Source organism: Nitrincola schmidtii (genome assembly GCF_008973715.1).
In the GTDB taxonomy this organism is placed as follows: domain Bacteria; phylum Pseudomonadota; class Gammaproteobacteria; order Pseudomonadales; family Balneatricaceae; genus Nitrincola; species Nitrincola schmidtii.
On record NZ_WBOL01000011.1, the window covers coordinates 1 to 22,692 of the forward strand.

Genomic DNA, 22,692 nt, shown 5'->3' on the forward strand with positions numbered 1-22,692 from the left:
TTTGTCTGGCGACCATAGAGACGTGGAACCACCTGATCCCATCCCGAACTCAGTAGTGAAACGCGTCATCGCCGATGGTAGTGTGGGGTCTCCCCATGTGAGAGTAGGTCATCGCCAGGCACTTAATTCTAAGAAACCCTTGTCACTCCGTGGCAGGGGTTTTTTATTATCTGCTTTTATGCACAGGATGTGCTGACATAAAACCGCTCCTGCGTTTTCTGTATACTGGCCATCCTTGGCCGTATACACCCCGAAGTGCTGTGATGCACGTGAAGGGGGTATGTTCGCTTACAATTATATTCCGTACTCTTCCCTGTACTTGCGAATTGCGGCTAATGCTTCAGGCATCTCGTCCTTTTCTTCCAAAAACTCAATCAGCTGAGTCAGTGTAATAATGCTGATAACCGGAATTCCATAATCGCGCTCGACTTCCTGTATTGCAGATAGCTCAGCACGCCCTTTTTCTTGCCTATCAAGTGCGATAAGAACACCAGCAGGCTTTGCTCCTGCGTTATCTAAAATCGTCATGACTTCGCGTATGGCGGTTCCAGCAGTGATCACATCATCAATAATTAACGCTCGACCTTTCAGTTCAGCACCAACGAGTGTGCCACCTTCACCATGGTCTTTAGCTTCTTTTCGATTAAAAACATAAGGAACATCATGTTTATAATCACTGGCTAGTGCCACAGCAGTGGTTGCAGCTAGCGGAATACCCTTGTAGGCTGGTCCAAAGAGTAAATCATAGTCGACGCCGGACTCTTCTAGTGCAGCTGCATAGAACTTTCCTAGCTTGAGTAATGCTTCACCAGAACAAAAAAGGCCTGCATTAAAAAAATAAGGGCTGATACGTCCAGATTTTAATGTGAACTCACCAAACCTAAGGACGTTGGTGTCGATAGCAAATTGAATAAAATCGCGCTGATAATCGTGCATATTGAAATCGCTGTTAAGGGTTCATATAAAGACTATAATGATAACGTTGATAGCACATCTGTTCTATGAAGATAAGCGTTTTAAATTTCCTTTTGTTGCTGATCTCGTTACAATTTAAAACTAAATACCAATAAAACTGTTTTTGCTCAATGGAGCTGCCCAAATATGCGCGTGATCTCATTCAATACCCAAGGTATTGAGCAAGCCGCTGATAAAGGATTTTTTGACTGGATGATCCAGCAAGATGCTGACGTAGTGTGTCTTCAAAGCCTTAGAGCTAAAGAATATCAGCTTGATGCTGATCGTTATCATCCAGAAGGTTACCATTCCTATTTCTTTGATGCGTTTGAAGACGGCTTTAGCGGCGTAGCTATATATACACGACATGTACCCAAAGCAATAATGACGGGTCTAGGATTTGAACAGTGCGACTTCAATGGTCGTTTCATCCAAGCTGATTTTGATAAGTTCAGTATATCTTCCCTGACTATTCCTTCAGGTCTAAAAAGTGACCAAGAACAGATGGCCAAAATGGAATACCTTGATCTCTTTATGGGCCACCTGAAGAAGACCTTGCGAAAGCGTCGTGACTTTATCTTCACCGGGACCCTTAACATAGCTCACAAACCCGTAGATTTAAGCAATTGGTACGTTAATCAGCGTGTATCAGGTTTTTTAGCTGAAGAGCGGATCTGGATTGAAGAAATGTTTGGTGATTTAGGCTATGTTGACGCCTTCCGTCAGGTGAACAAAGCAGACCGTCAATATACTTGGTGGCCTGACTACAATCGTGCTTGGAAGTTAAATGAGGGTGCCCGATTAGATTATCAAATCACGACACCTAATTTGAGGAAGTCGATCAAAGCAGCATCCATTTATAAAGATCAGCGTTTCTCTGATCATGCACCGTTAATCATTGATTACGATTTAGATATGTAAGCTATAGAGTTGCCGTTTATAGACAAAAAAGGAGCATAAATGACGCTCCTTTTTGTTTGTGGATTCAGTTAGAAAAAAAGCAAATAATTAAGCCTTTAATGCATCACGCTGTATTTGTTGAATCTCGGCGATTCCCTTACGGGCTAAATCTAACATCGCATTCAACTCTTCTTGAGTATAGGGTGCAGCTTCAGCCGTACCTTGAACCTCAATAAACCCCCCCGCCTCAGTCATCACAACGTTCATGTCAGTTTCTGCAACAGAGTCTTCTTCATAATTGAGATCAAGAACAGGCTCACCTTTGCAGATTCCAACGGATACCGCTGCAATAAGTTGCTTAAAGGGATTGCCCTTTACGGCACCATTTTTATCCTTACGCAAGTAATCAATGGCATCAGCTAGAGCAACACAAGCACCACTAATGGCAGCTGTACGTGTACCACCATCCGCCTGAATAACATCACAATCGATTGTGATCGTATTTTCCCCTAGTTTTTTTAAGTCAATCGCAGCACGTAATGAACGGCCGATTAGACGCTGAATTTCTATTGTGCGTCCCGATTGTTTACCTCGACTGGCTTCGCGATCATTTCGAGTATTAGTCGCTCTCGGTAGCATGCCATATTCCGCTGTTACCCAGCCTGATCCAGACCCTCGCAGAAATCTGGGAACTCCACGTTCAACACTTGCGGTACAGAGTACTTTGGTATCACCGAACTCAACAAGAACAGAGCCTTCTGCGTGACGGGTATAATTACGTGTCATTTTGATTTCACGTAACTGATCTGGTTGACGGCCACCCGGACGTATTTTGTTTAAACCAAGACCCTTTAGTTGATCCGATAGACTGTTACTCATTGTGTCCCCTTGCTTGTCTTGTCATCGTGGAGTCGCTTTAACAAGACTGTTAATATGTGATCAACGCTAATTTTAATCGAGATTGACTCAAGATGACACGAAGCATGACGGCTTTTGCAGCTCTAAATACAAATCTAGGTGAAACTGAAGTGAAATGGGAGATTCGCTCTGTTAATAGTCGTTATTTAGAAATGCATTTCCGTCTACCAGAGAACTATCGTTGTTTAGAATCTCAGCTTCGAGAACTTCTTCGTCAACAACTGACGCGTGGTAAAGTAGAAGTGTCGTTACGATTGAATGATGGCCAATCTAATGCGTCATTATGTGTTGATCATGTATTGGTAGAATCACTTCTTGCAGCGATTTCTCAAGTAGAAAGTCATATGCCAACCTCAACAGCTCTTTCCCCTGTGGATCTTCTCCGTTGGCCGGGCGTTCTTACACAGCAAGAAACTAATAAAGCCACCGATTCTCAACTGATAGAAAGCTTTACTAAAGCGCTTCAACACTTATCGGAAGGTCGTTTGCGTGAAGGCGAAAAGCTTAATGAAATTATTCAACAGCGAATTGATGCCATAGCTAAGATACTGGAAGAATTGCGCAAAGAGTTGCCACAAATACTTAAGCGACAAGAAACATTGTTGAAAGAACGTATACAGCGTTTAGTCACAGAAGCAGATCCTGCTCGCATTGAACAAGAAACGGCCTTATTAATCCAAAAGGCTGATGTAGAAGAGGAGCTAGATAGGCTAGAGGTTCATATCGGCGAAGTTGAGCGGATTTTAGAGCAAAATGAACCCATAGGCAGACGTTTGGACTTTTTAATGCAGGAATTGAATCGCGAAGCGAATACCCTATCTTCAAAATCGATATCTTTATTTTCTACCCAAGCAGCAATTGATCTAAAAGTTCTGATTGAGCAGATGAGGGAACAGATTCAAAATATAGAATGAAAACCCCTAAGCAGGCACAATAGTGGTTTTTTATTCATAGTTATTAGGCTTTACGATGACAACCAGCAATAATACTAAACGACTCAATAAGTTTATCAGTGAGACGGGTATCTGTTCTCGTCGTGAAGCTGATCGACTGATCGAAGATGGCTTAGTGACGGTGAATGGGCGTGTTGCTGATTTAGGCGTTCAGGTGACTGCTGATGATCATATTAAAGTACGTGGTAAGCCATTAAAAACAAAACCTGTGCCTGTTTACATCGCTTATAACAAACCTGTAGGCATTACCAGTACAACCGATTCACAAGTGCCTGATAATATTGTAAAGGCCGTTAACTACAAAAAAGGGCGTATTTTCCCTATAGGTCGGTTGGACAAGCCTTCAGAAGGTCTAATCCTTTTGACCAACGATGGCGATATCGTCAATCGTATTTTACGAGCGGGAAATGCGCATGAAAAAGAATATGTGGTGACGGTGGATCGTCCTTTTGGTCCGGACTTTATTAAGCGAATGGCTGCTGGCGTTCCCATTCTTGACACGGTGACACTGCCTTGTAAGGTGCGCCAACTGTCGGCTAACAGCTTTAACATCATTCTAACTCAGGGCTTGAATCGACAGATTCGTCGAATGACGGAGTACTTAGGTTACGAAGTTACACGATTAAAGCGAATTCGCATTATGAATATTAGCCTAGGTCATCTTAAATCTGGCCAGTGGCGCTTGTTGGATCATCAGGAGATGTCTTTGATACAGGCGATGATTGCGGATTCGAGTGGTACTGAAGAGGCAAGTAAAATTAAACAGCCCTTTACTCGTGCACCCCTTAAAAATCAGAAGATATCAGCAAAGAAGAAGACCTCTAGGCGTTGATAGTGATATCAAAGCAAGACCCCTCTGGCTGTCTGACTGAAGTAAAGTTAGCCCTTTAATTGCGTTATTACCCGATACTTTTACGGAAGTAAGTTTGGCATATTATGTAATCTAAACTAGTATGCTTATATTAGATTATCTTTTAATATTCAACAGAGTATTTAAATCAATTGTTTGAACTTAGTCGTTTTTCGTTCAGTTTCGCGATGGGCTGCGTGATGTTTGTCATGTTGTCATTCAGTACGCTTGCCACAGCCAATCATGCTGATGATTACCCAAGCCAAGAAGTTGCTGAGCTTATTTTAGGCATCATTCATTTCAGTCGTTGGCCTGATAGTAAAAAGGATCTTCAGTTATGCATTGTTGGTGAAACAAAGCATGCAGACTTTTTACTTAACACCGACCTAACGGTAGGTGATTATCATATCGATAGTCAGTGGATTGATGATGCGCAGTTATTAGAATACGTAAGTTTATGTCAGGTGATTTTTTTCGGTCACTATAATGTCAGACAGATTAATGACTTTTATGCACAGCTATATGGAATGCCTGTGCTAACTATTGATGAATGGAATGAAGACTGTCGCATCGGTGGTATGTTCTGCTTACATAATAACCAAGGTCGGTTAGGCTTTAAGGTAAATTTGGATGCAGTGGGTCGCAGCCAAGTTAGGGTCCAGCCTAATGTTCTAAGATTAGGCCAGCATAGAGCAAATAAATGAGCCAACTGCAATTTAACATCTCCTCTGACTCATCAAACTTAAATTCTCTATTGTATTTAGTGATGCTGTTCATTCTATTTGATTTTAATGATCGTCAATGATTTTTATCCCGTAATCGTTGCAATTCGGCCCTCTTCTGACGCCCAACAAGAAACTAAACTACCTTGTGTTTCGTGAACGGCTGGGCGTTGCTGTTTGCACTTGGCATTCGCGAATTCGCAGCGTGGGTGAAAGGTACAGCCTGATGGGGGATCGATGGGGCTGGGTATCTCTCCAGTCACTTGCTTACGTCGACGACCGCTCATCTCGTGATCAGGAATGGCATCCAGCAGCATCCGCGTATAAGGATGTGCTGGTTGCTTAAATAATTGATCACTGGGCGAATTTTCAACCATAGAACCTAAATATAATACGCCTATACGATCTGCCATGTGTTTAACGACCGATAGATCGTGGCTGATAAACAGGTAAGTAAGTCCAAACTCATCTTGCAGATCCCGCATCAAATTAAGTATTTGAGCTTGAACGGATACATCGAGGGCAGAAGTCGGCTCATCACATACCAAAAAGTCGGGTTGAGCTGATAACGCTCTGGCGATGGCAATTCGTTGACGTTGACCGCCTGAGAACTCATGAGGGTATTTGTGCCTATCTCGACCAGCAAGACCGACTTTATCCAATAGTTCTTCAACTGTCCTAGTCACTTCAACCTGGCTTTTTGCTAACCCAAAGGCATGGATAGGTTCAGCAATAATATCACCTACCCGCCAACGTGGGTTCAGACTGGCAAAGGGATCTTGGAAGATCATCTGGATTCGTCTTCTGAGTGTTTTGAAGGCCTCGCCACGAGTGTTCGGTAACGACTGACCATCAAAACGGATATCACCTGATGAAGGATGAATTAAATCCACAATTAACTTTGCAATAGTTGATTTTCCAGAGCCAGACTCACCGACTAAAGCAAAGGTTTCGCCACGATTAACGCTGAATGAAACCTGATCGACGGCGGTTAAAAAACGCTGTGGCTCACGCTCGATCATACGGTTCAGCCAAGGCTTTGACACATCGAAGTGACAGGACAGCTCGTTGACTTCAAGTAATACTTGCTGAGTCATGGCTTATCTCCCTCATAAAGCCAACAGGATACCTGACCTTGATCGGTAGCAATCAAGTCGGGTCTGTCTTCTGTGCAACGATCAATTTTTTGAGTACAGCGAGGATTGAAGGCACAGCCTGTGGGTATGGCATCTAAACGCGGCATACTTCCGGGAATCTGTGTCAGTCGTTCAACACGCTCGGTGATGGATGGGATGGAACCCATTAATCCTTGAGTGTAAGGATGCTGGGGCTGTTTAACGATCTGTCGCACTTCGCCAATTTCTGCAATCCGACCTGCGTACATCACGGCAACACGATCACAGGCTTCGGCAATGACACCCATGTCATGAGTAACCAGCATGACAGCGGTTTTATGCACGTGGCACATACGTTTTAATACATCAATGATCTGTGCTTGAACTGATACATCTAAAGCGGTGGTTGGTTCATCTGCAATGATAAGCTCTGGCTCCCCTGCCAAGGCTAAGGCGATGACCACGCGCTGGCGCATACCGCCAGAGAATTGGTGTGGATAATCATCAATGCGCTTACTGGCCGCTGGGATACCGACTTCATCCAGTAGTTGAATAGCACGTGCACGTGCTTCTTTATCATTTAAAGGCAGATGAGTTTGAATGGTTTCAATGAGCTGATTGGCAATGGTTAAGATTGGATTAAGCGAGGTTAAAGGGTCTTGAAAAATCATCGCGATACGTTTACCGCGTAAGCGACGCATCTGATCATAGGGTAATTGATCGATACGCTGATCTTTAAGCCATATTTCGCCAGAAGCAATATGCCCAGGTGGTTCCAGCAAACCAATAATAGCCGCGCCCGTTAATGACTTACCGGCGCCTGATTCACCCACCATGCCGAGTATCTCACCAGGATGTATATCGAATGAAACTTTATCAAGCGCTGTTAGACGCGTTTTACGTTTTGGGAACTCGACAACAAGGTCCCTGACTGAGAGCAGTGCTTGAGTCATATTAGCGTAACCTTGGGTTGAGAGCATCGCGTAACCAGTCACCTAGCAGGTTGACTGACAATGCTAAAATTAACAACGTGAAGCCAGGAAACAAGGTAATCCACCATTCGCCAGAAAATAGAAATTCATTACCCACTCGAATCAGTGTACCTAAGCTTGGTTGAGTTGATGGAACGCCAACTCCCAAGAAGGAAAGGGTCGATTCTAAAATAATGGCTAGGGCGAGGCCTATGGTGCCGATAACTAATACGGGTCCCATCACGTTAGGAAGAATATGGCGTGCCAGAATACGTAAGGAAGAAACGCCAAATAAGCGTGCCGCTTGTACATACTCTTTATTTTTTTCCGCTAGGGTTGAGCTGCGAACTGTTCGAGCATATTGCACCCAGTCGCTTAGGCCGATGGATAGAATCAGTACATAAATGGCGGCTTGTTCTTGCATTTCGTTGGGTATCAAGCTTTTGGAAATACCGAAAATGAGCAAAGCAACTAAAATAGCGGGGAAGCTCAGTTGTACATCGGCAATACGCATAATAACGGTATCTATCCAGCCACCTTTGTAACCAGCAATCAATCCCAGTGTGATACCTAAAATAGCCGCAAAGGCGACTGCTGCAAAGCCGACTAGTAGGGAAATACGAGCTCCGTAAAGAATCGCTGAGAAAATATATCGGCCCTGGCTATCGGTGCCCATCCAGTAAACATTGCCGGTAAAGGCGTTTGGTTCCATTGGTGGCGTAAAGCCGTCCATTAAATTCAGGGATGCTGGGTCAAACGGTGTATGAGGTGCAATCCAAGGTGCGAAGGCTGCAGCCAGAATAATTACCACCGTCAGGAGAGCAGACAGAATGATAATGGGTCGGCGACTAAAATCGTAAAATAGATCGCTATCTAAAAAGCGACGAAACACACCACTTTCAGCAGGAGGTGTTGAGTGTGTCGTTTGGTCAGTCATAAAGGTCTCTCATATGCTGTTAACTAATCACTTGCTAACAATAATTCTTGATAAAAGCACGCTAACACTAACGACCAGCACTTCGCTTAGTCGCACGTAAGCGCGGATCAACCGCAAAATACAACAGATCCACGATAAGGTTGATCACCACAAATACCAGTGCAATTAAGAGTAAATAAGCAGACATAAACGGGATATCGACAAAGCGTATGGCATTGATAAAGAGTAAGCCTACGCCGGGCCACTGAAAGACGGTTTCAGTAATAATCGCAAAGGCGATAATGGAGCCTAGTTGTAATCCAGCAATGGTGATAACTGGCAGTAAGGTGTTCTTTAACGCATGATGGAAATGAATCGAGCGTTGTTTAATACCGCGAGCACGAGCGAATTTGATGTAATCGGTGCGAAGCACTTCCAGCATTTCAGCACGAACTAAGCGCATCAATAACGTCAGTTGGAACAGGCCCAAGGTAATCGCTGGTAATATTAAAGATTTCCAGCCGGATACGGTTAAGAGTCCCGTACTCCAGTTTTCTGTAATCTGGACGGTTTCACCTCTGCCAAAGGATGGCAGCCATTGTAACTCCACTGAAAAAAGGTAGATCAGCAGGATACCGATTAAAAAAGTGGGTAAGGACACGCCAATTAAAGAAGAGGACATTATAAAGTGACTAAGCCATCCATCTCTTCTCAGTGCAGTGTAAACGCCAAGGCCAATCCCCAAGCTAATCGCGAGAACGCCAGAAATTAAGGCCAGTTCAAGCGTGGCGGGTAAGCGCTCTGCGATCACTTCTGAGACAGGTCTTGCCATGCGATAAGAGATACCAAATTCGCCTTTTACTGCATTACCTACAAAACGAAAGAATTGAATTGGGATGGGATCATTTAAGCCTAATCGCTCTCGTAATTCAGCACGATCCTGTTGGCTTGCTTCTTGGCCGACCATATTATTAATGGGGTCGCCAACAAACTGAAATAAACTAAAAGAGATGAAGGCAACGACCAACATCACTAAAACCGCTTGAATCAAGCGGCGTATTAACATGGCAATCATAATGCTGTGCTCATCTGAAACGGATGACCTCCGCCTTGATTAAGGCGGAGGTTATTAAGTTTACTTGAAGGATAAGTACTTCAGCATAGGCTGGTTCTGGGACTGCACAGCAAAGTCGATATCCTGACGGACGGCCCAGTTAAGTACCTGATGATGAACCGGTAAGTAAACGATTTCATCCTGCACAATTTCCCATGCGCGAGCGATTTTTGCATTACGCTCATCTAGGTCTGTTTCAGTCGGTAGTGCACGCGATAAGCTATCAAACTCTTCATTTGACCAGCCAGTGAAGTTCCAAGCACCGGTATCTGGGGTTTTAGTTTCCAAAAGGAAATCAAATACATAGTGTGAATCTAGGGGTGGAACCGCCCAGCCAAGGATGAAGAAGTCGAGCTCGCCCTGCTGAAGTTCAGCAAAGTGTATGCTATTCGCACGTGCATCTAAGCGGACGTTGATACCCGCTTGCCCTAACATGCCGGTCACTGCCTGACAGATAGCTTCATCATTGACATAACGATCATTGGTACAAGTCAGTGTTACCGTAAATCCATTGGCATAACCTGCTTCAGTCAGGAGTTCTTTAGCACGGTTAACATTGGTTTCAGGAACGGTATCCAGTTCAGCTGTCCAGCCATTCACGAAGGACGGTGCAATCATTCCTGCTGGAACGGATTGGCCACGCATCACTACTTGCTGAATAGCATCGCGATTGATGGCGATATTCATTGCTTCACGGACACGAATATCCGCAAAAGGATTGGCCCCTTTGACATCTGATGTGCGAAGTTCTTCCCGGCCCTGATCCATACCAAAGAAAATGGTACGGTTTTCAGGTGCAGATAGCATGGTAATATTCGCTGAGTTATTTAAACGATTGATATCCTGAACAGGCACATCCTGTAGAAAGTCAATTTCGCCTGATAGCATCGCCGCAGCTCGTGTAGCTGCTGATTGAATCGGCGTGAGTACTATGCGGCTGATTTCCATTGGGAACTCGCCCATGCCCCAATATTCGTCGTTACGAACCATCTCAGTGCGGACGTCTGGGTCACGACTGACCAAGCGGAAAGGCCCCGTACCGTTCGCATTTCTGACAGCAAAGTTTTCTTCACCTGCAGAGTAGTCTTGAGGAGTTAAGACGTTATTGGCTTCTGCCCAAACTTTACTCATGATGAACAAGTTAGTTAGGTTGTTGGGAAGGAGTGGTGTGGGTCCATTCGTTTCAATATGAACCGTTAGGGGATCGACGGCACGCACTTCTTTAACCGAACTGATCAGCGTACGCATATCCGAATTAGGGTGTTGTGCGCGTTGGAAAGAGAAAACCACATCATCTGCAGTAAACGGAGTGCCATCATGGAAGGTCACGCCTTCACGCAGCTTGAATTCCCAGACACTGGGGTCGTCAGTCACTTCCCAGGAAACCGCCAAGCCTGGCTGCATTTCTGAGTCTAAATCTAAGTAGATTAACGGATTGTAAATTTGGTGTGCGACTGCGTGAGTTTGTCCGTGGTTTTGTGAGTGTGGATCAAAGGTGAGTGAGTCACCTGCACTTGCCCAGCGTAGAGTTTGAGCATTTGCGCTGGCTATCATAATCATAGAAATGGCAGTACCAAGTGTAACGGCACGAAGTGTCTTCTTCATGTGGATTCCTCATGAAATTATTATATCCTAGCAGCAGGGTTTGCAGCTCAGGCTGAGTTTGTTTTCGAACAGCTTAAAGAGTAGCCTTACAATAGCCTATTATCTAGTTTGATCTTATGGATCATAACCAACAAAATACACCGGTCGGAAATTATTTTTAATGACAATTTCATTCAGGATAACGGTATGAACACGCCAGGAACACTTTTTATTGTCTCCGCACCTTCGGGAGCAGGTAAAACTAGCTTGGTTAAAGCCTTGCTCAAACTCGATGAAGGTATCCGAGTGTCGGTTTCTCATACCACTCGTCTCCCTCGTCCCGGTGAACAAGACGGGCAAGACTATAACTTTGTTTCCCATGCTGCTTTTGATCAAATGATCGGAGAAGGTGCTTTTCTGGAGTTTGCTGAAGTATTTGAAAACAAATATGGCACTTCTCAGATCTGGGTTAAAGAACAGTTAGCTCAGGGCGTTGATGTGATTCTGGAAATTGACTGGCAGGGTGCTCAACAAGTTCGCCGTCTAATGAAAGGTGTCATATCCGTATTTATTTTGCCACCGAGTCGCCAAGTGCTTGAAAAGCGCCTGCAAGGGCGTGGACAAGATGATGAATCTGTCATCGCGCTGCGAATGTCCAAAGCGGTTGATGAAATGAGCCACTATCCTGAGTTCGATTATGTTATAATCAACGATGATTTTGATCAGGCGGTTGCTGAGTTGCACAGCCTGTTTCTGGCTAGGCGTCTTAGACAAGAAGCCCAGCAACTTCGTCATGAGGGTTTGCTAACAGAACTCTTGTCGTAAAACTGATCATTTTGTAAACTATTTCTCCTTTTTTGCCCCACATTCTGAGGTTGGTATGGCTCGAGTAACTGTAGAAGACTGTCTTGATAATCTTGAAAATCGTTTTGAACTGGTAATGGTTGCATCAAAACGTGCTCGCCAGTTAGCGATAGGTGGCAAAGATCCCAAGGTTGAATGGGAAAATGACAAGCCAACCGTTGTTGCATTACGCGAAATTAGCGCTGGCTTCATCGATCGTTCCGTTCTACTGGATGCAGACGACTTCTGATTCTTCCAATTGTCTTTCGAATGCGGCATCATCACAAATGAGCAGTGGAGTGGTTAAATCCAACTAGCTCAACAGGAGTGATGATGCCGACCATAGATGACCTTTCTCAGCGATTAACTGAATATCTCGAACCGGACCAGATCAATTTGGTGCGTAGAGCTTATTTTTATGCTGAACAAGCTCATGACGGGCAACGTCGAAAAAGTGGCGAGCCTTACGTCACGCATCCTCTAGCAGTCGCATCTATCCTCGCCAACATGCATATGGATCATCCGAGTTTAATCTCGGCAATGTTGCATGACGTTATTGAAGATACCGAGATCAATTATCAGGGTATTTCAGAGCAATTTGGTCAATCCGTTGCTGATATAGTGGATGGCGTATCCAAGCTAACTCATCTTGAATTTGAAACCCGAGCAGAGGCACAGGCCGAGAACTTTCAAAAAATGGTTCTGGCGATGGCAGAAGATATTCGTGTCATTATCGTCAAACTGTCTGATCGTCTTCACAATATGCGTACCCTAGGTGCGATGCCGCCTGAAAAGCAGCGACGTATCGCTCGCGAAACCTTGGATATTTATGCGCCAGTCGCGGCAAGATTGGGGATGCGAGATCTTCAAGTGGAGCTAGAAGATCTGGCTTTCCAAGCCTACCATCCTATGCGCGCTAAATATATTCGTCGCGCCGTCGTCAAGGCGCGAGGGCAACGTAAAGATGTGATTAGCAGCATCGAAAAAGCGATTGATAACCGCTTAAAAATGGAAGGTCTACAAGGCTCAGTTACCGGTAGAGAAAAACACCTCTATAGCATCTATAAGAAGATGAAAACTCAACGAAAAGCCTTTGTCGACATCATGGATGTATTTGCTTTTCGCGTCGTCACCGAAAGTGTTGATGACTGTTATCGTGTGCTCGGTGTGGTACACAATTTGTACAAACCAGTGCCAGGTCGTTTTAAAGACTATATTGCCATACCCAAAGCCAATGGTTATCAATCTTTGCACACCGATCTATTTGGCGCTAAAGATATTACCATCGAGGTACAAATACGTACCCGTGAGATGGATGCCGTTGCCAGTCAAGGTATTGCCGAGCACAGTCACTATAAGGTTTATGGTGATTCAGACAGTGCTGTCGGCTCTTATAATCGTGCTCGTAAATGGGTGAAAGGCTTGCTGGAAATGCAAGAACGTGCCGGTGACTCGATGGAGTTTATCGAGCATGTTAAAAAAGACCTTTTCCCCGATGAAGTCTATGTGTTCACCCCCAAAGGTCGTATTTTAGAGCTTCCCAAGGGCGCCACTCCAATCGACTTTGCTTATGCAGTGCATACCGATGTAGGCAACTCCTGCGTATCTTGCCGCATCGATCGACGCTTAGCCCCCTTGTCGCAACCTTTAGAGAGTGGTCAAACCGTTGAAATTATTACCACGCCTCGTGCTCAGCCTAATATGGCTTGGCTGAACTTTGTTGTTACCGGTAAAGCGCGTTCAAGTATTCGACACTTTTTGAAAAATCAGCAACGCCATGAATCAGTTGAGTTAGGTCGACGCCTGTTGAATCAGTTCTTGAGCAACTATGGCACCAGTTTGGAGTATGTCGATCCAGAAAAATTGGGCGAGCTTTTAAAAGAGGCAGAGCTTAAATCATTGCAAGATCTGTTAGAAGATATCGGCATGGGTAATCGTATGGCCTATGTTGTGGCCAGACGCTTAAAACCTGACACGACTGAAGAAGACACTCCAACCAAATCGAAAGGTAAGCCTATAGCGATTAAGGGTGTTGAAGGTGTGGTGTTGCAATATGCTCGCTGCTGTCATCCCATACCTGGAGATGCCATCGTCGGATATATCAGTGCCGGTAAAGGAATGGTTGTTCATCGTACAGATTGTGGAAACCTCGGTGCAATGCGCGATGATCCAGAGCGCTGTATCTATCTTGAGTGGTCTGGTAGTGACAAGGATGAGTATCCTGTGGTGTTAATGCTAGAAGTAGAGTCTCAGCGTGGCATTATTGCCAATCTAGCGTCGGCAGTGACAGAGGCTGGAGCCAATCTTCTAAAGATTGATAGCGGTGAGCATGAAGGACAAATTTATAAGGTGCAGATGGATCTTGCTGTCAATAATCGAGTGCATTTAGCGGCGGTGATTAAAAAGCTGAGACGTTTACGCGCCGTTTTAAAAATCATCCGTCCCTAGTAGACACGATCAGTTAGATTGATTTAGTTTGGTTTTTGTAAGCTTCTGTTACACTTAGCTGTATGAAAGCAGCTTATTACAATCTAGAGGGGTAGTAAATTGTCTGTCGGCGCAAGACCATTAGGTCAAATGGAAAAAAATGTGGTCAGAATCGCACTGGTACACGACCAGCAGGGAAAGGCATTAGTAGTCCTGCCGGCACATGCGCTTCTTAATTTAGCTGCACTTTGGCGACTCACTGGGCGTCAATTGCAACCGGTCAGTGGTAGTGACTCGCAACGTTTCTTTGCTCAAGAGGGATTGAAAACGGCAAAGGGTCAAGAGCAATTGATGAATATGCCTCTGATCTTGGATTCTGATGTAAATGTTTCTAAATCAGAAGTCTGGGAGCCATACACCGGGCTTCGTTTCTCTATCCAAGACGATCGGCTTAAGAATGCTCAGTATGTTGGTTCCTTAAGCTTAACCTCCGAACTCATCTACGAAAAAGTGACAATGCAGAGCGATGTCGAAGCCATTACTCAGGCGCTAGAGCGTTTCTCTGCCCTCCGTGTTCGCCAACGACTAGAAGATACCCTAAGTTTACCTGGTTTCAGCCAAACTACGCGTAAGTTGATCATGCTACGTAGCGATCCAGACGCAGAGGTTGAAGAGCTACTAAAGATTGTAAAAGTGGATGCTCCTGTCGGTGCTCAGGTGATGAGTTGGGCTGCATCACCCTATTATGCGGCACCCGGTAAGGTAGAGTCGATTGAAGATGCAGTGATTCGTGTGCTTGGCTTTGATCTAGTGCTTAACTTAGCTTTGGGGGTAGCGATGGGGCAGGTGATGAGTATGCCTGATAATACGCCTCGTGGTGGAACACCCTTCTGGTTGCAATCAGTCTCTTCAGCCGTGTTTGCAGATCAGTTAGTACGCGCTTCAAAAAGTGAAAACCGTCCAAAGCCTGGACTGATTTATTTATCGGGTTTACTACATAACTTCGGCTATTTGTTATTAGCACATCTATTCCCAGCACAGTTCTCTACACTATCCCGGTATATTGAAGCTAACCCTCACTTACCCTATACCTTGATCGAACAGCAAGTCTTGAGGCTGACTCGAGAGCAAATTGGTGCGTGGTTATTAGAGAGTTGGTCGCTGCCAGAAGAAGTGTGCGTCGGAGTTCGTCAGCAGAATGACGTTAACTACGATGGTCCTCATGCAGAATATGCTAAGTTTGTTCAAATCACTAATCGCGTTTTGCGCGAGTTGGGTTATTGTGATGGACCGATTGAACCTGTTTCAGAGCAAGAACTTGCCGCTATTGGTTTGACTATGGAGAGTAAAAATAAAGCGGTTGAGTCTTTCTTACAGAATCAAGATAAGTTAAAAGAGTTGGTAAGCATCTTCGGGGCACGAAGTTCTTAATTAGGGATAGCTAGCTGATATCATCAGAGGCAGATAGCTCCGCTTCTTTGCTTTCTAGTGCCTCTAGCTGTTCCATCCACTCGATCTCAACCTGATCCAAAGTTTGTTTATGGTCAGTTTGCTGTTGTAGCAATTTTTTTAAGCTATCTTTTTGCTCAGCAGTGTACAGATTTGCATCGGCTAACTGAGTTTCAATTTGAGACAGACTTGAACTCAGCTCGGCTACTTTCTGTTCTAACTTCTCAACTTGCTGCCTTAACGGACGTAACGCTGCTCGCTTCTCTGCTTGCTGGCGCTTCAGCTCTTTCTTTTCATTAGCGCTAAGTGATCGCTCACCAGTTCCTCGAGCACTTGTCGATTGGTTTGCGGTTTCTTGACGGCGATATTGACCTAACCACTGTTGATAATCATCCAGATCACCATCAAACGATTTGACCTCTCCTTCTGCAACCAACAAAAAGCTATCAACGGTGTTACGTAATAGGTGTCGATCATGCGAAACAAGAATTAAGGTGCCTTCGAACGCTTGCAGTGCCAGTGTGAGTGCGTGGCAGACTTCCAAGTCTAAATGGTTAGTAGGCTCGTCCATTAACAGTAGGTTTGGCCGTTGCCATGCAATCAGTGATAGGGCAACGCGAGCTTTTTCACCGCCGGAAAAGCGTGCAACGGGTGTTAGCGCTTTATCACCAAAGAAGTCAAAGCTTCCTAAGAAGTCACGTATGGATTGATCCGTAGCTTTGGGATTGATGCGCTGTAAGTGTAAAAAGGGTGATGCTTCAGGATCGAGGGCTTCTAATTGATGCTGAGCGAAGTAGCCAATACGCAAATGCTCGCCACAGACTCGCTCTCCGGTTAAGGGTTCAAGGTCTCCCATCAGGGTTTTGATGAGCGTCGATTTACCTGCTCCATTAGGGCCAAGTAAGCCAATACGTTCACCTGGCGTCAAGGTCAGCGACAGTTCCTTCAGAATACAGCTGCCGTTATAGCCTAATTCAGTATGCTGAAGAGCCAGCAGTGGTGATGATGTTTTATCGCTGTTAGCAAAGCTAAAGGTAAATGGGCTATCGATATGGGCAGGAGAAAGCTGCTCCATCCGCTCAAGTTCTTTTAGACGACTTTGCGCTTGTTTGGCCTTAGAGGCTTTCGCCCGAAAACGTCTGACAAAGCTCTCGATCTGCTCGATACGCTCTTGTTGTTTTTCGAATGCTGCTTGTTGCTGCGACAGGCGTTCAGCTTTTGCCCGCTCAAAGGCGGTATAGTTACCCTTGTATAGCGTCAATTGTTCAGCCGACATGTGCACGATGTGGCCGACGACATTATCCAAGAAGTCGCGATCATGAGAGATCAGTAATAAGGTGCCAGCATAGCTTTTTAGCCACTGCTCTAACCAAAGGGTGGCGTCTAAGTCCAAGTGGTTGGTGGGTTCGTCCAATAACAAAATATCAGAGCGACACATTAAAGCTCTGGCTAGATTAAGACGAATTCGCCAACCACCTGAAAAAGACGCGACGGGCTTTTCTGCATCACCGACTTTGAAGCCAAGTCCGTTGAGGAGTTGGTGGGCTCTGGCTTCGGCACGATAACCATCGATGCGCTCCAATTCAGCATGTAACTCTCCCGTTCTTCCGGCGTTATGCGCTGCTTCCGCTTCAACAAGTGCTGCCTGAATGCTACGGAGCTCTTTGTCACCATCGAGCAAAAACTCTAGCGCCAGTTTGGAGGTAGCAGAGACTTCCTGAGCCATATGAGAAATGATGGCTGACTCGGGCAGTTTAAGCTCACCGGTATCGGGTTGAAGTTCGCGGAGTAACAACTGAAATAGGCTGGATTTGCCCACGCCATTGCTGCCGATGATGCCAACTTTCCAACCTGAGTGGAGGGTTAAATCGGCATGATCGAGTAGACGAGTTGTTCCGCGTTGTATGCTAAGCTGTGAGATCTGAATCATGGCGGGATTTTATCACAAAATGCAGTTAGACAATCCACTTTGGCACTATGTATCAGCAGTTTATTCGCATTCGGGTGTTGAAAATGTGTGCTTACAAGCACAGGCATTAGGGTTGCAGGTAAACAGTTTGTTACTTTGTATTTGGCTGGCGCATCAGCAACAACAATATGATCCTTCGGCTTATCTTCATATTGATCAGCAGTGGCGAGATCCGTTATTAAAGCCGGTACGAACATTACGTTACTGGTTGCGTGAGCGAAAAGAGTCAGATCCAGAGTTGTTAACATGTTATGAGTCGATGAAGCAAACAGAGTTGGAAATGGAGCGAGTTGATATTGCACAGCTTTGGGAAGCGTCTTTAAAAACACCTAAGCTTGAGCAGCAGGATTTCTCATCACTTGCGTTAATGAATATGTCAGCCTATGTTAGTTCTGTAAAAATCAAAAATCATGATGCCTGTCAACATTGCTGCCGGTCTTTGGTTGATCTTTTGAGCTAATCTTGCCTATTCAGTGAACTTTGGCGTTAAATAGTTAACTAAGCCGAACAGGTGAACGTGTTACACACATCAATATAGGAATACTTTATGAAAAAAATTGCACTGGCCGCTATGTTAGCTGGCAGCGTCAGCTTAGCCCAAAGCGTGCAGGCACAAACCTTAGACACCGATGCAGCCAAACTGAGCTACAGTCTTGGTGTGATGATAGGTGAGAATATTCTGATCCATGATTTCCAAACGCTCGACACAGAAGCTTTTCGCTTAGGTATCGATACCGTTTATGGTAATCAAGATGCATTGATGACGCCTGAAGATATAATGGCGACCATGCAGGCGTTTCAACAAAATCAAATGGAAGCACAGCGTGCAGCTTTTGCAGCACAGGCTGAAGAAAACCTAAACTTAGGTCAAGCTTATCTAACTGATAACTCTGCTAAAGCGGGCGTAACAACAACCGATTCTGGTTTGCAGTATGAACAGCTAGAAGCAGGCGAAGGTGCATCACCTGTTGCCACCGATGTGGTTAAAGTTCACTACCGTGGTCATTTGATCGATGGTACTGAGTTTGACAGCTCCTACTCTCGTGGTGAGCCGATCTCTTTCCCACTAAGCGGTGTTATTCCGGGTTGGACGGAAGGTCTTCAGTTGATGCAAGTGGGTGAAAAAGCACGTTTAGTGATTCCTTCTGATTTGGCCTATGGCCCGAATGGTATGGGTAATGCGATAGGCCCTAACGAAACCTTAGTGTTTGAAGTCGAGTTGCTTGAAATCAACCCTGAGATGAATTAATAGCGCTTCGCTTAACGAACGCCTTAGATTTTATTCACATACGCACGTGAATTCAGCCTAAGGCGTTTTGCTATTTGGACCATTTATCTCAACTGTCACTCAGCGTGAAGATAAGGTTAAAAATTATCGTAGTTCGTTTAACAGTCCATTCGAACCTATCGCAACAAAACCACCTGCCCTTGAAAAACCCACTGCATTAGCGCCTGTTTGAACCGGTCCGGTTCGGCCACGTTGCGCCAGTCGCCAGTTATTCTCTAAGCGTCCTGTTTGTGTATTCCACAGCATCACTTGTCCCGAAGCGGTTCCCGTTAGGAGTTGGCTGCCATCAGGGGAGAAGCGTGCAGAAATGTGACTTAGACGACGAGTAATGAAGGTTTCATCACCACTTAAGGAATGCAGTATTTCACCCGTTTGCCCGTTCCAAATTCGAGCACTACTCAGTGTTGCTGCGCTAAAGGCAAGTTGTCCATCTGCACTTAACGCTACACGATTAACGATATTATCAAAAGCTAGCTCGCTAATGACCGTCTCATTTTGAAGATCCCAAAAACGAGCAATATAGTCGTCCGCACCGGTTAGGGCGAAGCGTCCATCGGCACTTAAGGCAACACTTCGGACTCTGGCAGGATGGCGTAAGGTGCGGCGTACGCCGCCATTTTTCACATCAAAATACACGGCAGTATGATTAGCTAAACCAAGAAGGGCATAGTCACCATTACGAGACAATGCCATGTCGAGTATTTCACCAGGACTACTCCAGAACCAAATAGGCTGGCCATCGAGGGTTTGCCACAACACCAAATCTGTTGCAGTTGCTGTGACTACAAAATTACCTTCAGGAGAAAATGCGCTAGAGATCAAATCTGAAAAACCACCTTGAACGTGATTCCAATCATATAAGCGCTCTTGACGCTGTAAATCCCAGAAATGGCCACCCATCTCAAACGAACCTATGACAGCAAAGCGACCATCGTCAGAGAGTGATGCACCGAAGCTACCTCTGGCTGTCAGAGGGTAGTTGTTTTCGGGTGACTTAGCTGAGTCACATCCTACCAGAATCAGGAGTAAGCTCAGCAGGATCGCTAGACGTTTCATGCCATTGCTTGTGCTTGTTCGCTGTGGGCGTTATGTAAAATTTCTATTAACTGATCTTCTATAGAGAAGCGCTCTTCCAAAGACTCACCTAAGTGTGACAGTTGGTTTGAGAAGTCTCTTAACTCACGTAATGTTGGTTTGCTAAAACCATTACAAGCATCATTAAAGTCTAGAGCAAAATCAGTGGTAGGCTGAATCAGAGGTAACAGCATTTGTGCTTTTTCAACGCTACCATCTTTAAACTCTCTACCTTCATTAAGTAGCTGCTCATAGACCTCGAAGTGCCCAGATGAGATGTAATCAATCAGCACAGAACAGAAGTTATCGATTTTGGCATTCAGTGACTCACCCACTTCTGCATCTGGAAGGTTGATAAACGCGCTGATCAGCTGTTGGCGCTGTTCCAGCCAGTGGTCGATAATTTGACTCACGCCACCCCAACGTTCACGGGCATTGCGACATTTTTCCAACATGGCTAAATTTCTCCTATTCAAACGCAAACGGTTGGCGAGATATATCATCTGTGGTATCTATGATAATCAGCCCTTAAAATTAAATAGCTTATCGAACTGCTTAATTAAGTACCATAGTAATCTTAGACCTAGGCTGCGGCAACCTAACAAACACACACTTGTCTGATTTGGTATGACAATGAGTTTTAAAAATTTATCCAAGGAGAGCGAAACATGGCGATAAAACGGTTTTTATGGATGGTGGCTTTACTGATAGCGCCGCTTAGTTGGGGGCAAGCTCTAAGCAATCCTTATGTGGAGCTTGAAGCGTTCGTCACTAATTTTGGCGAAGTCCAGTCAGGTCCTTTACGCTTTTTGAAAGCGGATGTCACCCTGCATATTGCCGAGGGTGGTAATCGCATTGATCTTGAAAAACACAAGGCTCAGATACGTAATGATTTGATTTTTCTGTTTAAGTCACAAAAAGAAGCAGATTTGGCAACGGTAGAAGCTCAGACAGTGTTGGCTCAAAGAGCGTTACAAATTGTGCAAGAAGCGATGGTGAAAGAGACAGGTCATCCTCAGGTAGATGACCTGTTCTTTACCAGTTTAGTGATTCAATAAACCGTTTACGATTTATTATATTGATCAAGAAAGGCATCGAAACTGAGGGTATCAGCCGCTTCGATGCTGGCTTGCTCTAGCAATGAGGTTTGTGCCTCGGTAATTAAGCGCGCTTTCAGACCCGCTTCTAGTGGCTCAGAGAGTAAGGTGTTTTTATGCTGCTGACTGAGTTGTGTTACCCATTGCTGGTAACTGCCACCACTGTCACGCAAAGATTCCAGAACCTGAGCTGAAGGCGTAAGTTCAGGGTGTTTGATCTTTTCTCGCTGCAAGGCGACAGAGGCAGTGTAACGTTGGGTGTTATGTGCTTCATCCAACACACTGGCAGTCCGTTCAATCTGATCCAGAATCGCCATGCCCAAGCTTTCACGGCTTTGTTCACCCTCATCGCTTAAGAGCGTTAGACCGGGTTCGCGGCCACGGGTGACAATGCGTTGATGATTTTCAGCAATCAAGTTGCACTCTAAATCACTCAGTTCAGCGTCATTACAGAACAAGCAGGTGACTAAGAAAGCATCCAAAAAGTTACTTTGCTCGATACTGATACCGGTGGGCAGCAGAGGATTGATATCCGTATTACGTACTTCGATATACTGAACACCTCGGCTCAATAACGCATGAATAGGCTTTTCGCCCGATTCAGTGACGCGTTTAGGGCGTATATCACTATAGTATTCATTCTCGATTTGCAGAATATTGGCATTCAGCTGGTGGTATTCGCCATCCACTTTTACGCCAAGTTTTTCATAGCTAGGATGGGGTGTCCGTATCGCCATTAACAAGGAGTTGGTGTAGGTATTTAGACGGTTAAAACAGATATTCAACGAAGACTGAACTTTATTAGAGTAGCCTAGATCGCTCATTCTTAATGAGGTGGCCCAGGGTTGAAACAGGGTGTCTTCTGCCAAAGTATCAAGATTATGCTGTTTATTGCCCATAAAGCTTTTGCTGAGCGCAGGTGATGCGCCAAACAGATAAAGTAATAACCAGCTGAAACGGCGGAAGTTTCGAATCATGCGGAAATAACTGGCGGAGCGAAAATTCTGCATCGTGCCGCTATCGTTACAGATACGCTGATAGGCTGGCCATAGTTGCTCTGGTAATGAGAAGTTGTAATGAATGCCTGCGATAGTCTGCATCATTTTGCCATAGCGATTCTGCAAACCTACGCGATAGACATGCTTCATACGACCCACATTACTTTTACCATAATAGGCAATCGGGATCTCATCTTCGCCACTGATATCGCAAGGCATACTGGCACACCAGATCAATTCATCATTTAGCATTTCGTAGCTGAAACGATGCAAGTCATTAAGATGATTCAGCATTTCACGATTATCTTGGAAAACAGGCGTGATAAATTCAAGCAAGGCTTCAGAATAGTCGGTGGTAATTTCACTGTGTGTAAGTGCTGACCCCAAGCCTTTCGGGTGTTCAGTTTGAGCTAGACGACCCGAAGCGTTAACGCGCAAGCCCTCTTTCTCAATGCCATGCTGTAACTGGGTGAGAAGATGGCTGCTACCGTCACGTAACAGTTGATTTAGGTTGTATTCGAGGGTGGCTGGCAAGGTGTTATTCCCTATT

22 protein-coding genes and 1 rRNA gene are annotated in these 22,692 nt (G+C 45.0%); 12 read left to right on the forward strand and 11 right to left on the reverse strand.

Annotated features, from left to right (window positions below; translation table 11 throughout):
• Nucleotides 1-4: 4 nt before the first annotated feature.
• A 5S ribosomal RNA gene (rrf, locus tag F7R24_RS10365) occupies nucleotides 5-120 on the forward strand.
• 174 nt (nucleotides 121-294) lie between these two features.
• Here rrf and pyrE read toward each other — a convergent pair.
• Entirely contained in the window at nucleotides 295-936 is a 642-nt protein-coding gene (pyrE, locus tag F7R24_RS10370; RefSeq protein ID WP_151671195.1) for an orotate phosphoribosyltransferase, read from the reverse strand.
• Nucleotides 937-1,101: 165 nt separating this feature from the next.
• Here pyrE and F7R24_RS10375 point away from each other — a divergent pair, with 165 nt between their 5' ends.
• A complete protein-coding gene (locus F7R24_RS10375) occupies nucleotides 1,102-1,875 on the forward strand; it encodes an exodeoxyribonuclease III (RefSeq protein ID WP_151671196.1) in 774 nt (257 codons plus the stop codon).
• An 87-nt stretch (nucleotides 1,876-1,962) separates the two neighbouring features.
• Here the strand turns inward: F7R24_RS10375 and rph are convergent, their stop codons facing one another.
• Nucleotides 1,963-2,733 carry a ribonuclease PH gene (rph, locus tag F7R24_RS10380; protein ID WP_151671197.1) on the reverse strand — a complete coding sequence of 257 codons (771 nt, stop codon included), beginning with the start codon at nucleotides 2,731-2,733 and terminating at the stop codon, nucleotides 1,963-1,965.
• A gap of 92 nt (nucleotides 2,734-2,825) precedes the next feature.
• Here rph and F7R24_RS10385 point away from each other — a divergent pair, with 92 nt between their 5' ends.
• The 3 genes from F7R24_RS10385 to yfiR all read left to right on the forward strand — a co-directional run bounded on the left by F7R24_RS10385 (nucleotide 2,826) and on the right by yfiR (nucleotide 5,279).
• The gene (locus F7R24_RS10385) at nucleotides 2,826-3,686 is read left to right on the forward strand and encodes a YicC/YloC family endoribonuclease (RefSeq protein WP_151671198.1); all 861 of its coding nucleotides are present in this window, start codon (nucleotides 2,826-2,828) and stop codon (nucleotides 3,684-3,686) included.
• Between the two features lie 55 nt (nucleotides 3,687-3,741).
• Nucleotides 3,742-4,557 (forward strand): 23S rRNA pseudouridine(2604) synthase RluF, encoded by an 816-nt coding sequence (gene rluF, locus F7R24_RS10390; RefSeq protein ID WP_151671199.1) that lies wholly within the window; start codon nucleotides 3,742-3,744, stop codon nucleotides 4,555-4,557.
• 227 nt (nucleotides 4,558-4,784) lie between these two features.
• Nucleotides 4,785-5,279, forward strand: a complete 495-nt coding sequence (gene yfiR / locus F7R24_RS10395; RefSeq protein ID WP_168926816.1) for a regulatory sequestration protein YfiR — start codon at nucleotides 4,785-4,787, stop codon at nucleotides 5,277-5,279.
• A gap of 104 nt (nucleotides 5,280-5,383) precedes the next feature.
• On the opposite strand, the gene F7R24_RS10400 is transcribed toward yfiR, so the two are convergent.
• The 5 genes from F7R24_RS10400 to F7R24_RS10420 all read right to left on the reverse strand — a co-directional run bounded on the left by F7R24_RS10400 (nucleotide 5,384) and on the right by F7R24_RS10420 (nucleotide 11,018).
• Complete coding sequence (locus F7R24_RS10400; RefSeq protein WP_151671201.1) at nucleotides 5,384-6,394, reverse strand: ABC transporter ATP-binding protein; 1,011 nt, start codon at nucleotides 6,392-6,394, stop codon at nucleotides 5,384-5,386.
• Nucleotides 6,391-7,365 carry an ABC transporter ATP-binding protein gene (locus F7R24_RS10405; protein ID WP_151671202.1) on the reverse strand — a complete coding sequence of 325 codons (975 nt, stop codon included), beginning with the start codon at nucleotides 7,363-7,365 and terminating at the stop codon, nucleotides 6,391-6,393. The genes F7R24_RS10400 and F7R24_RS10405 overlap by 4 nt, the downstream gene beginning before the upstream one ends.
• Nucleotide 7,366: 1 nt before the next feature.
• Nucleotides 7,367-8,320, reverse strand: coding sequence for an ABC transporter permease (locus tag F7R24_RS10410; protein ID WP_151671203.1), 954 nt, complete (start codon nucleotides 8,318-8,320; stop codon nucleotides 7,367-7,369).
• 67 nt (nucleotides 8,321-8,387) lie between these two features.
• Nucleotides 8,388-9,374, reverse strand: coding sequence for an ABC transporter permease (locus tag F7R24_RS10415; RefSeq protein ID WP_151671204.1), 987 nt, complete (start codon nucleotides 9,372-9,374; stop codon nucleotides 8,388-8,390).
• A 60-nt stretch (nucleotides 9,375-9,434) separates the two neighbouring features.
• The gene (locus F7R24_RS10420) at nucleotides 9,435-11,018 is read right to left on the reverse strand and encodes an ABC transporter substrate-binding protein (RefSeq protein WP_151671205.1); all 1,584 of its coding nucleotides are present in this window, start codon (nucleotides 11,016-11,018) and stop codon (nucleotides 9,435-9,437) included.
• Between the two features lie 186 nt (nucleotides 11,019-11,204).
• On the opposite strand from F7R24_RS10420, the gene gmk reads away from it, so the two are divergent.
• The 4 genes from gmk to F7R24_RS10440 all read left to right on the forward strand — a co-directional run bounded on the left by gmk (nucleotide 11,205) and on the right by F7R24_RS10440 (nucleotide 15,698).
• Nucleotides 11,205-11,822, forward strand: a complete 618-nt coding sequence (gmk, locus tag F7R24_RS10425; protein WP_151671206.1) for a guanylate kinase — start codon at nucleotides 11,205-11,207, stop codon at nucleotides 11,820-11,822.
• 55 nt (nucleotides 11,823-11,877) lie between these two features.
• Nucleotides 11,878-12,090: a DNA-directed RNA polymerase subunit omega gene (gene rpoZ / locus F7R24_RS10430; protein WP_151671207.1), complete on the forward strand. Its 213-nt coding sequence runs from the start codon at nucleotides 11,878-11,880 to the stop codon at nucleotides 12,088-12,090.
• Between the two features lie 83 nt (nucleotides 12,091-12,173).
• On the forward strand, nucleotides 12,174-14,288 hold the full coding sequence (locus tag F7R24_RS10435; RefSeq protein ID WP_151671208.1) for a RelA/SpoT family protein: 2,115 nt from the start codon (nucleotides 12,174-12,176) through the stop codon (nucleotides 14,286-14,288).
• Between the two features lie 99 nt (nucleotides 14,289-14,387).
• Nucleotides 14,388-15,698 carry an HDOD domain-containing protein gene (locus F7R24_RS10440; protein ID WP_240776084.1) on the forward strand — a complete coding sequence of 437 codons (1,311 nt, stop codon included), beginning with the start codon at nucleotides 14,388-14,390 and terminating at the stop codon, nucleotides 15,696-15,698.
• A gap of 10 nt (nucleotides 15,699-15,708) precedes the next feature.
• Here the strand turns inward: F7R24_RS10440 and F7R24_RS10445 are convergent, their stop codons facing one another.
• A complete protein-coding gene (locus F7R24_RS10445) occupies nucleotides 15,709-17,646 on the reverse strand; it encodes an ATP-binding cassette domain-containing protein (RefSeq protein WP_151671209.1) in 1,938 nt (645 codons plus the stop codon).
• Between F7R24_RS10445 and F7R24_RS10450 the strand changes: the two genes are divergently transcribed.
• A complete protein-coding gene (locus F7R24_RS10450) occupies nucleotides 17,645-18,145 on the forward strand; it encodes a TIGR02444 family protein (protein WP_151671210.1) in 501 nt (166 codons plus the stop codon). The genes F7R24_RS10445 and F7R24_RS10450 overlap by 2 nt on opposite strands.
• Nucleotides 18,146-18,232: 87 nt before the next feature.
• The gene (locus F7R24_RS10455) at nucleotides 18,233-18,934 is read left to right on the forward strand and encodes a BamJ family beta-barrel-assembly machinery protein (RefSeq protein WP_151671211.1); all 702 of its coding nucleotides are present in this window, start codon (nucleotides 18,233-18,235) and stop codon (nucleotides 18,932-18,934) included.
• A gap of 123 nt (nucleotides 18,935-19,057) precedes the next feature.
• Here F7R24_RS10455 and F7R24_RS10460 read toward each other — a convergent pair whose 3' ends face one another.
• Together F7R24_RS10460 and rsd are read right to left on the reverse strand one after the other, a co-directional pair.
• A complete protein-coding gene (locus F7R24_RS10460) occupies nucleotides 19,058-20,029 on the reverse strand; it encodes a WD40 repeat domain-containing protein (protein ID WP_151671212.1) in 972 nt (323 codons plus the stop codon).
• Nucleotides 20,026-20,502: a sigma D regulator gene (gene rsd, locus F7R24_RS10465; RefSeq protein ID WP_151671213.1), complete on the reverse strand. Its 477-nt coding sequence runs from the start codon at nucleotides 20,500-20,502 to the stop codon at nucleotides 20,026-20,028. The genes F7R24_RS10460 and rsd overlap by 4 nt, the downstream gene beginning before the upstream one ends.
• Nucleotides 20,503-20,715: 213 nt before the next feature.
• On the opposite strand from rsd, the gene F7R24_RS10470 reads away from it, so the two are divergent.
• Nucleotides 20,716-21,105 carry a flagellar basal body-associated FliL family protein gene (locus F7R24_RS10470; protein WP_151671214.1) on the forward strand — a complete coding sequence of 130 codons (390 nt, stop codon included), beginning with the start codon at nucleotides 20,716-20,718 and terminating at the stop codon, nucleotides 21,103-21,105.
• 5 nt (nucleotides 21,106-21,110) lie between these two features.
• Here the strand turns inward: F7R24_RS10470 and gshA are convergent, their stop codons facing one another.
• Entirely contained in the window at nucleotides 21,111-22,676 is a 1,566-nt protein-coding gene (gshA, locus tag F7R24_RS10475) for a glutamate--cysteine ligase (RefSeq protein WP_151671215.1), read from the reverse strand.
• Nucleotides 22,677-22,692: the final 16 nt, after the last annotated feature.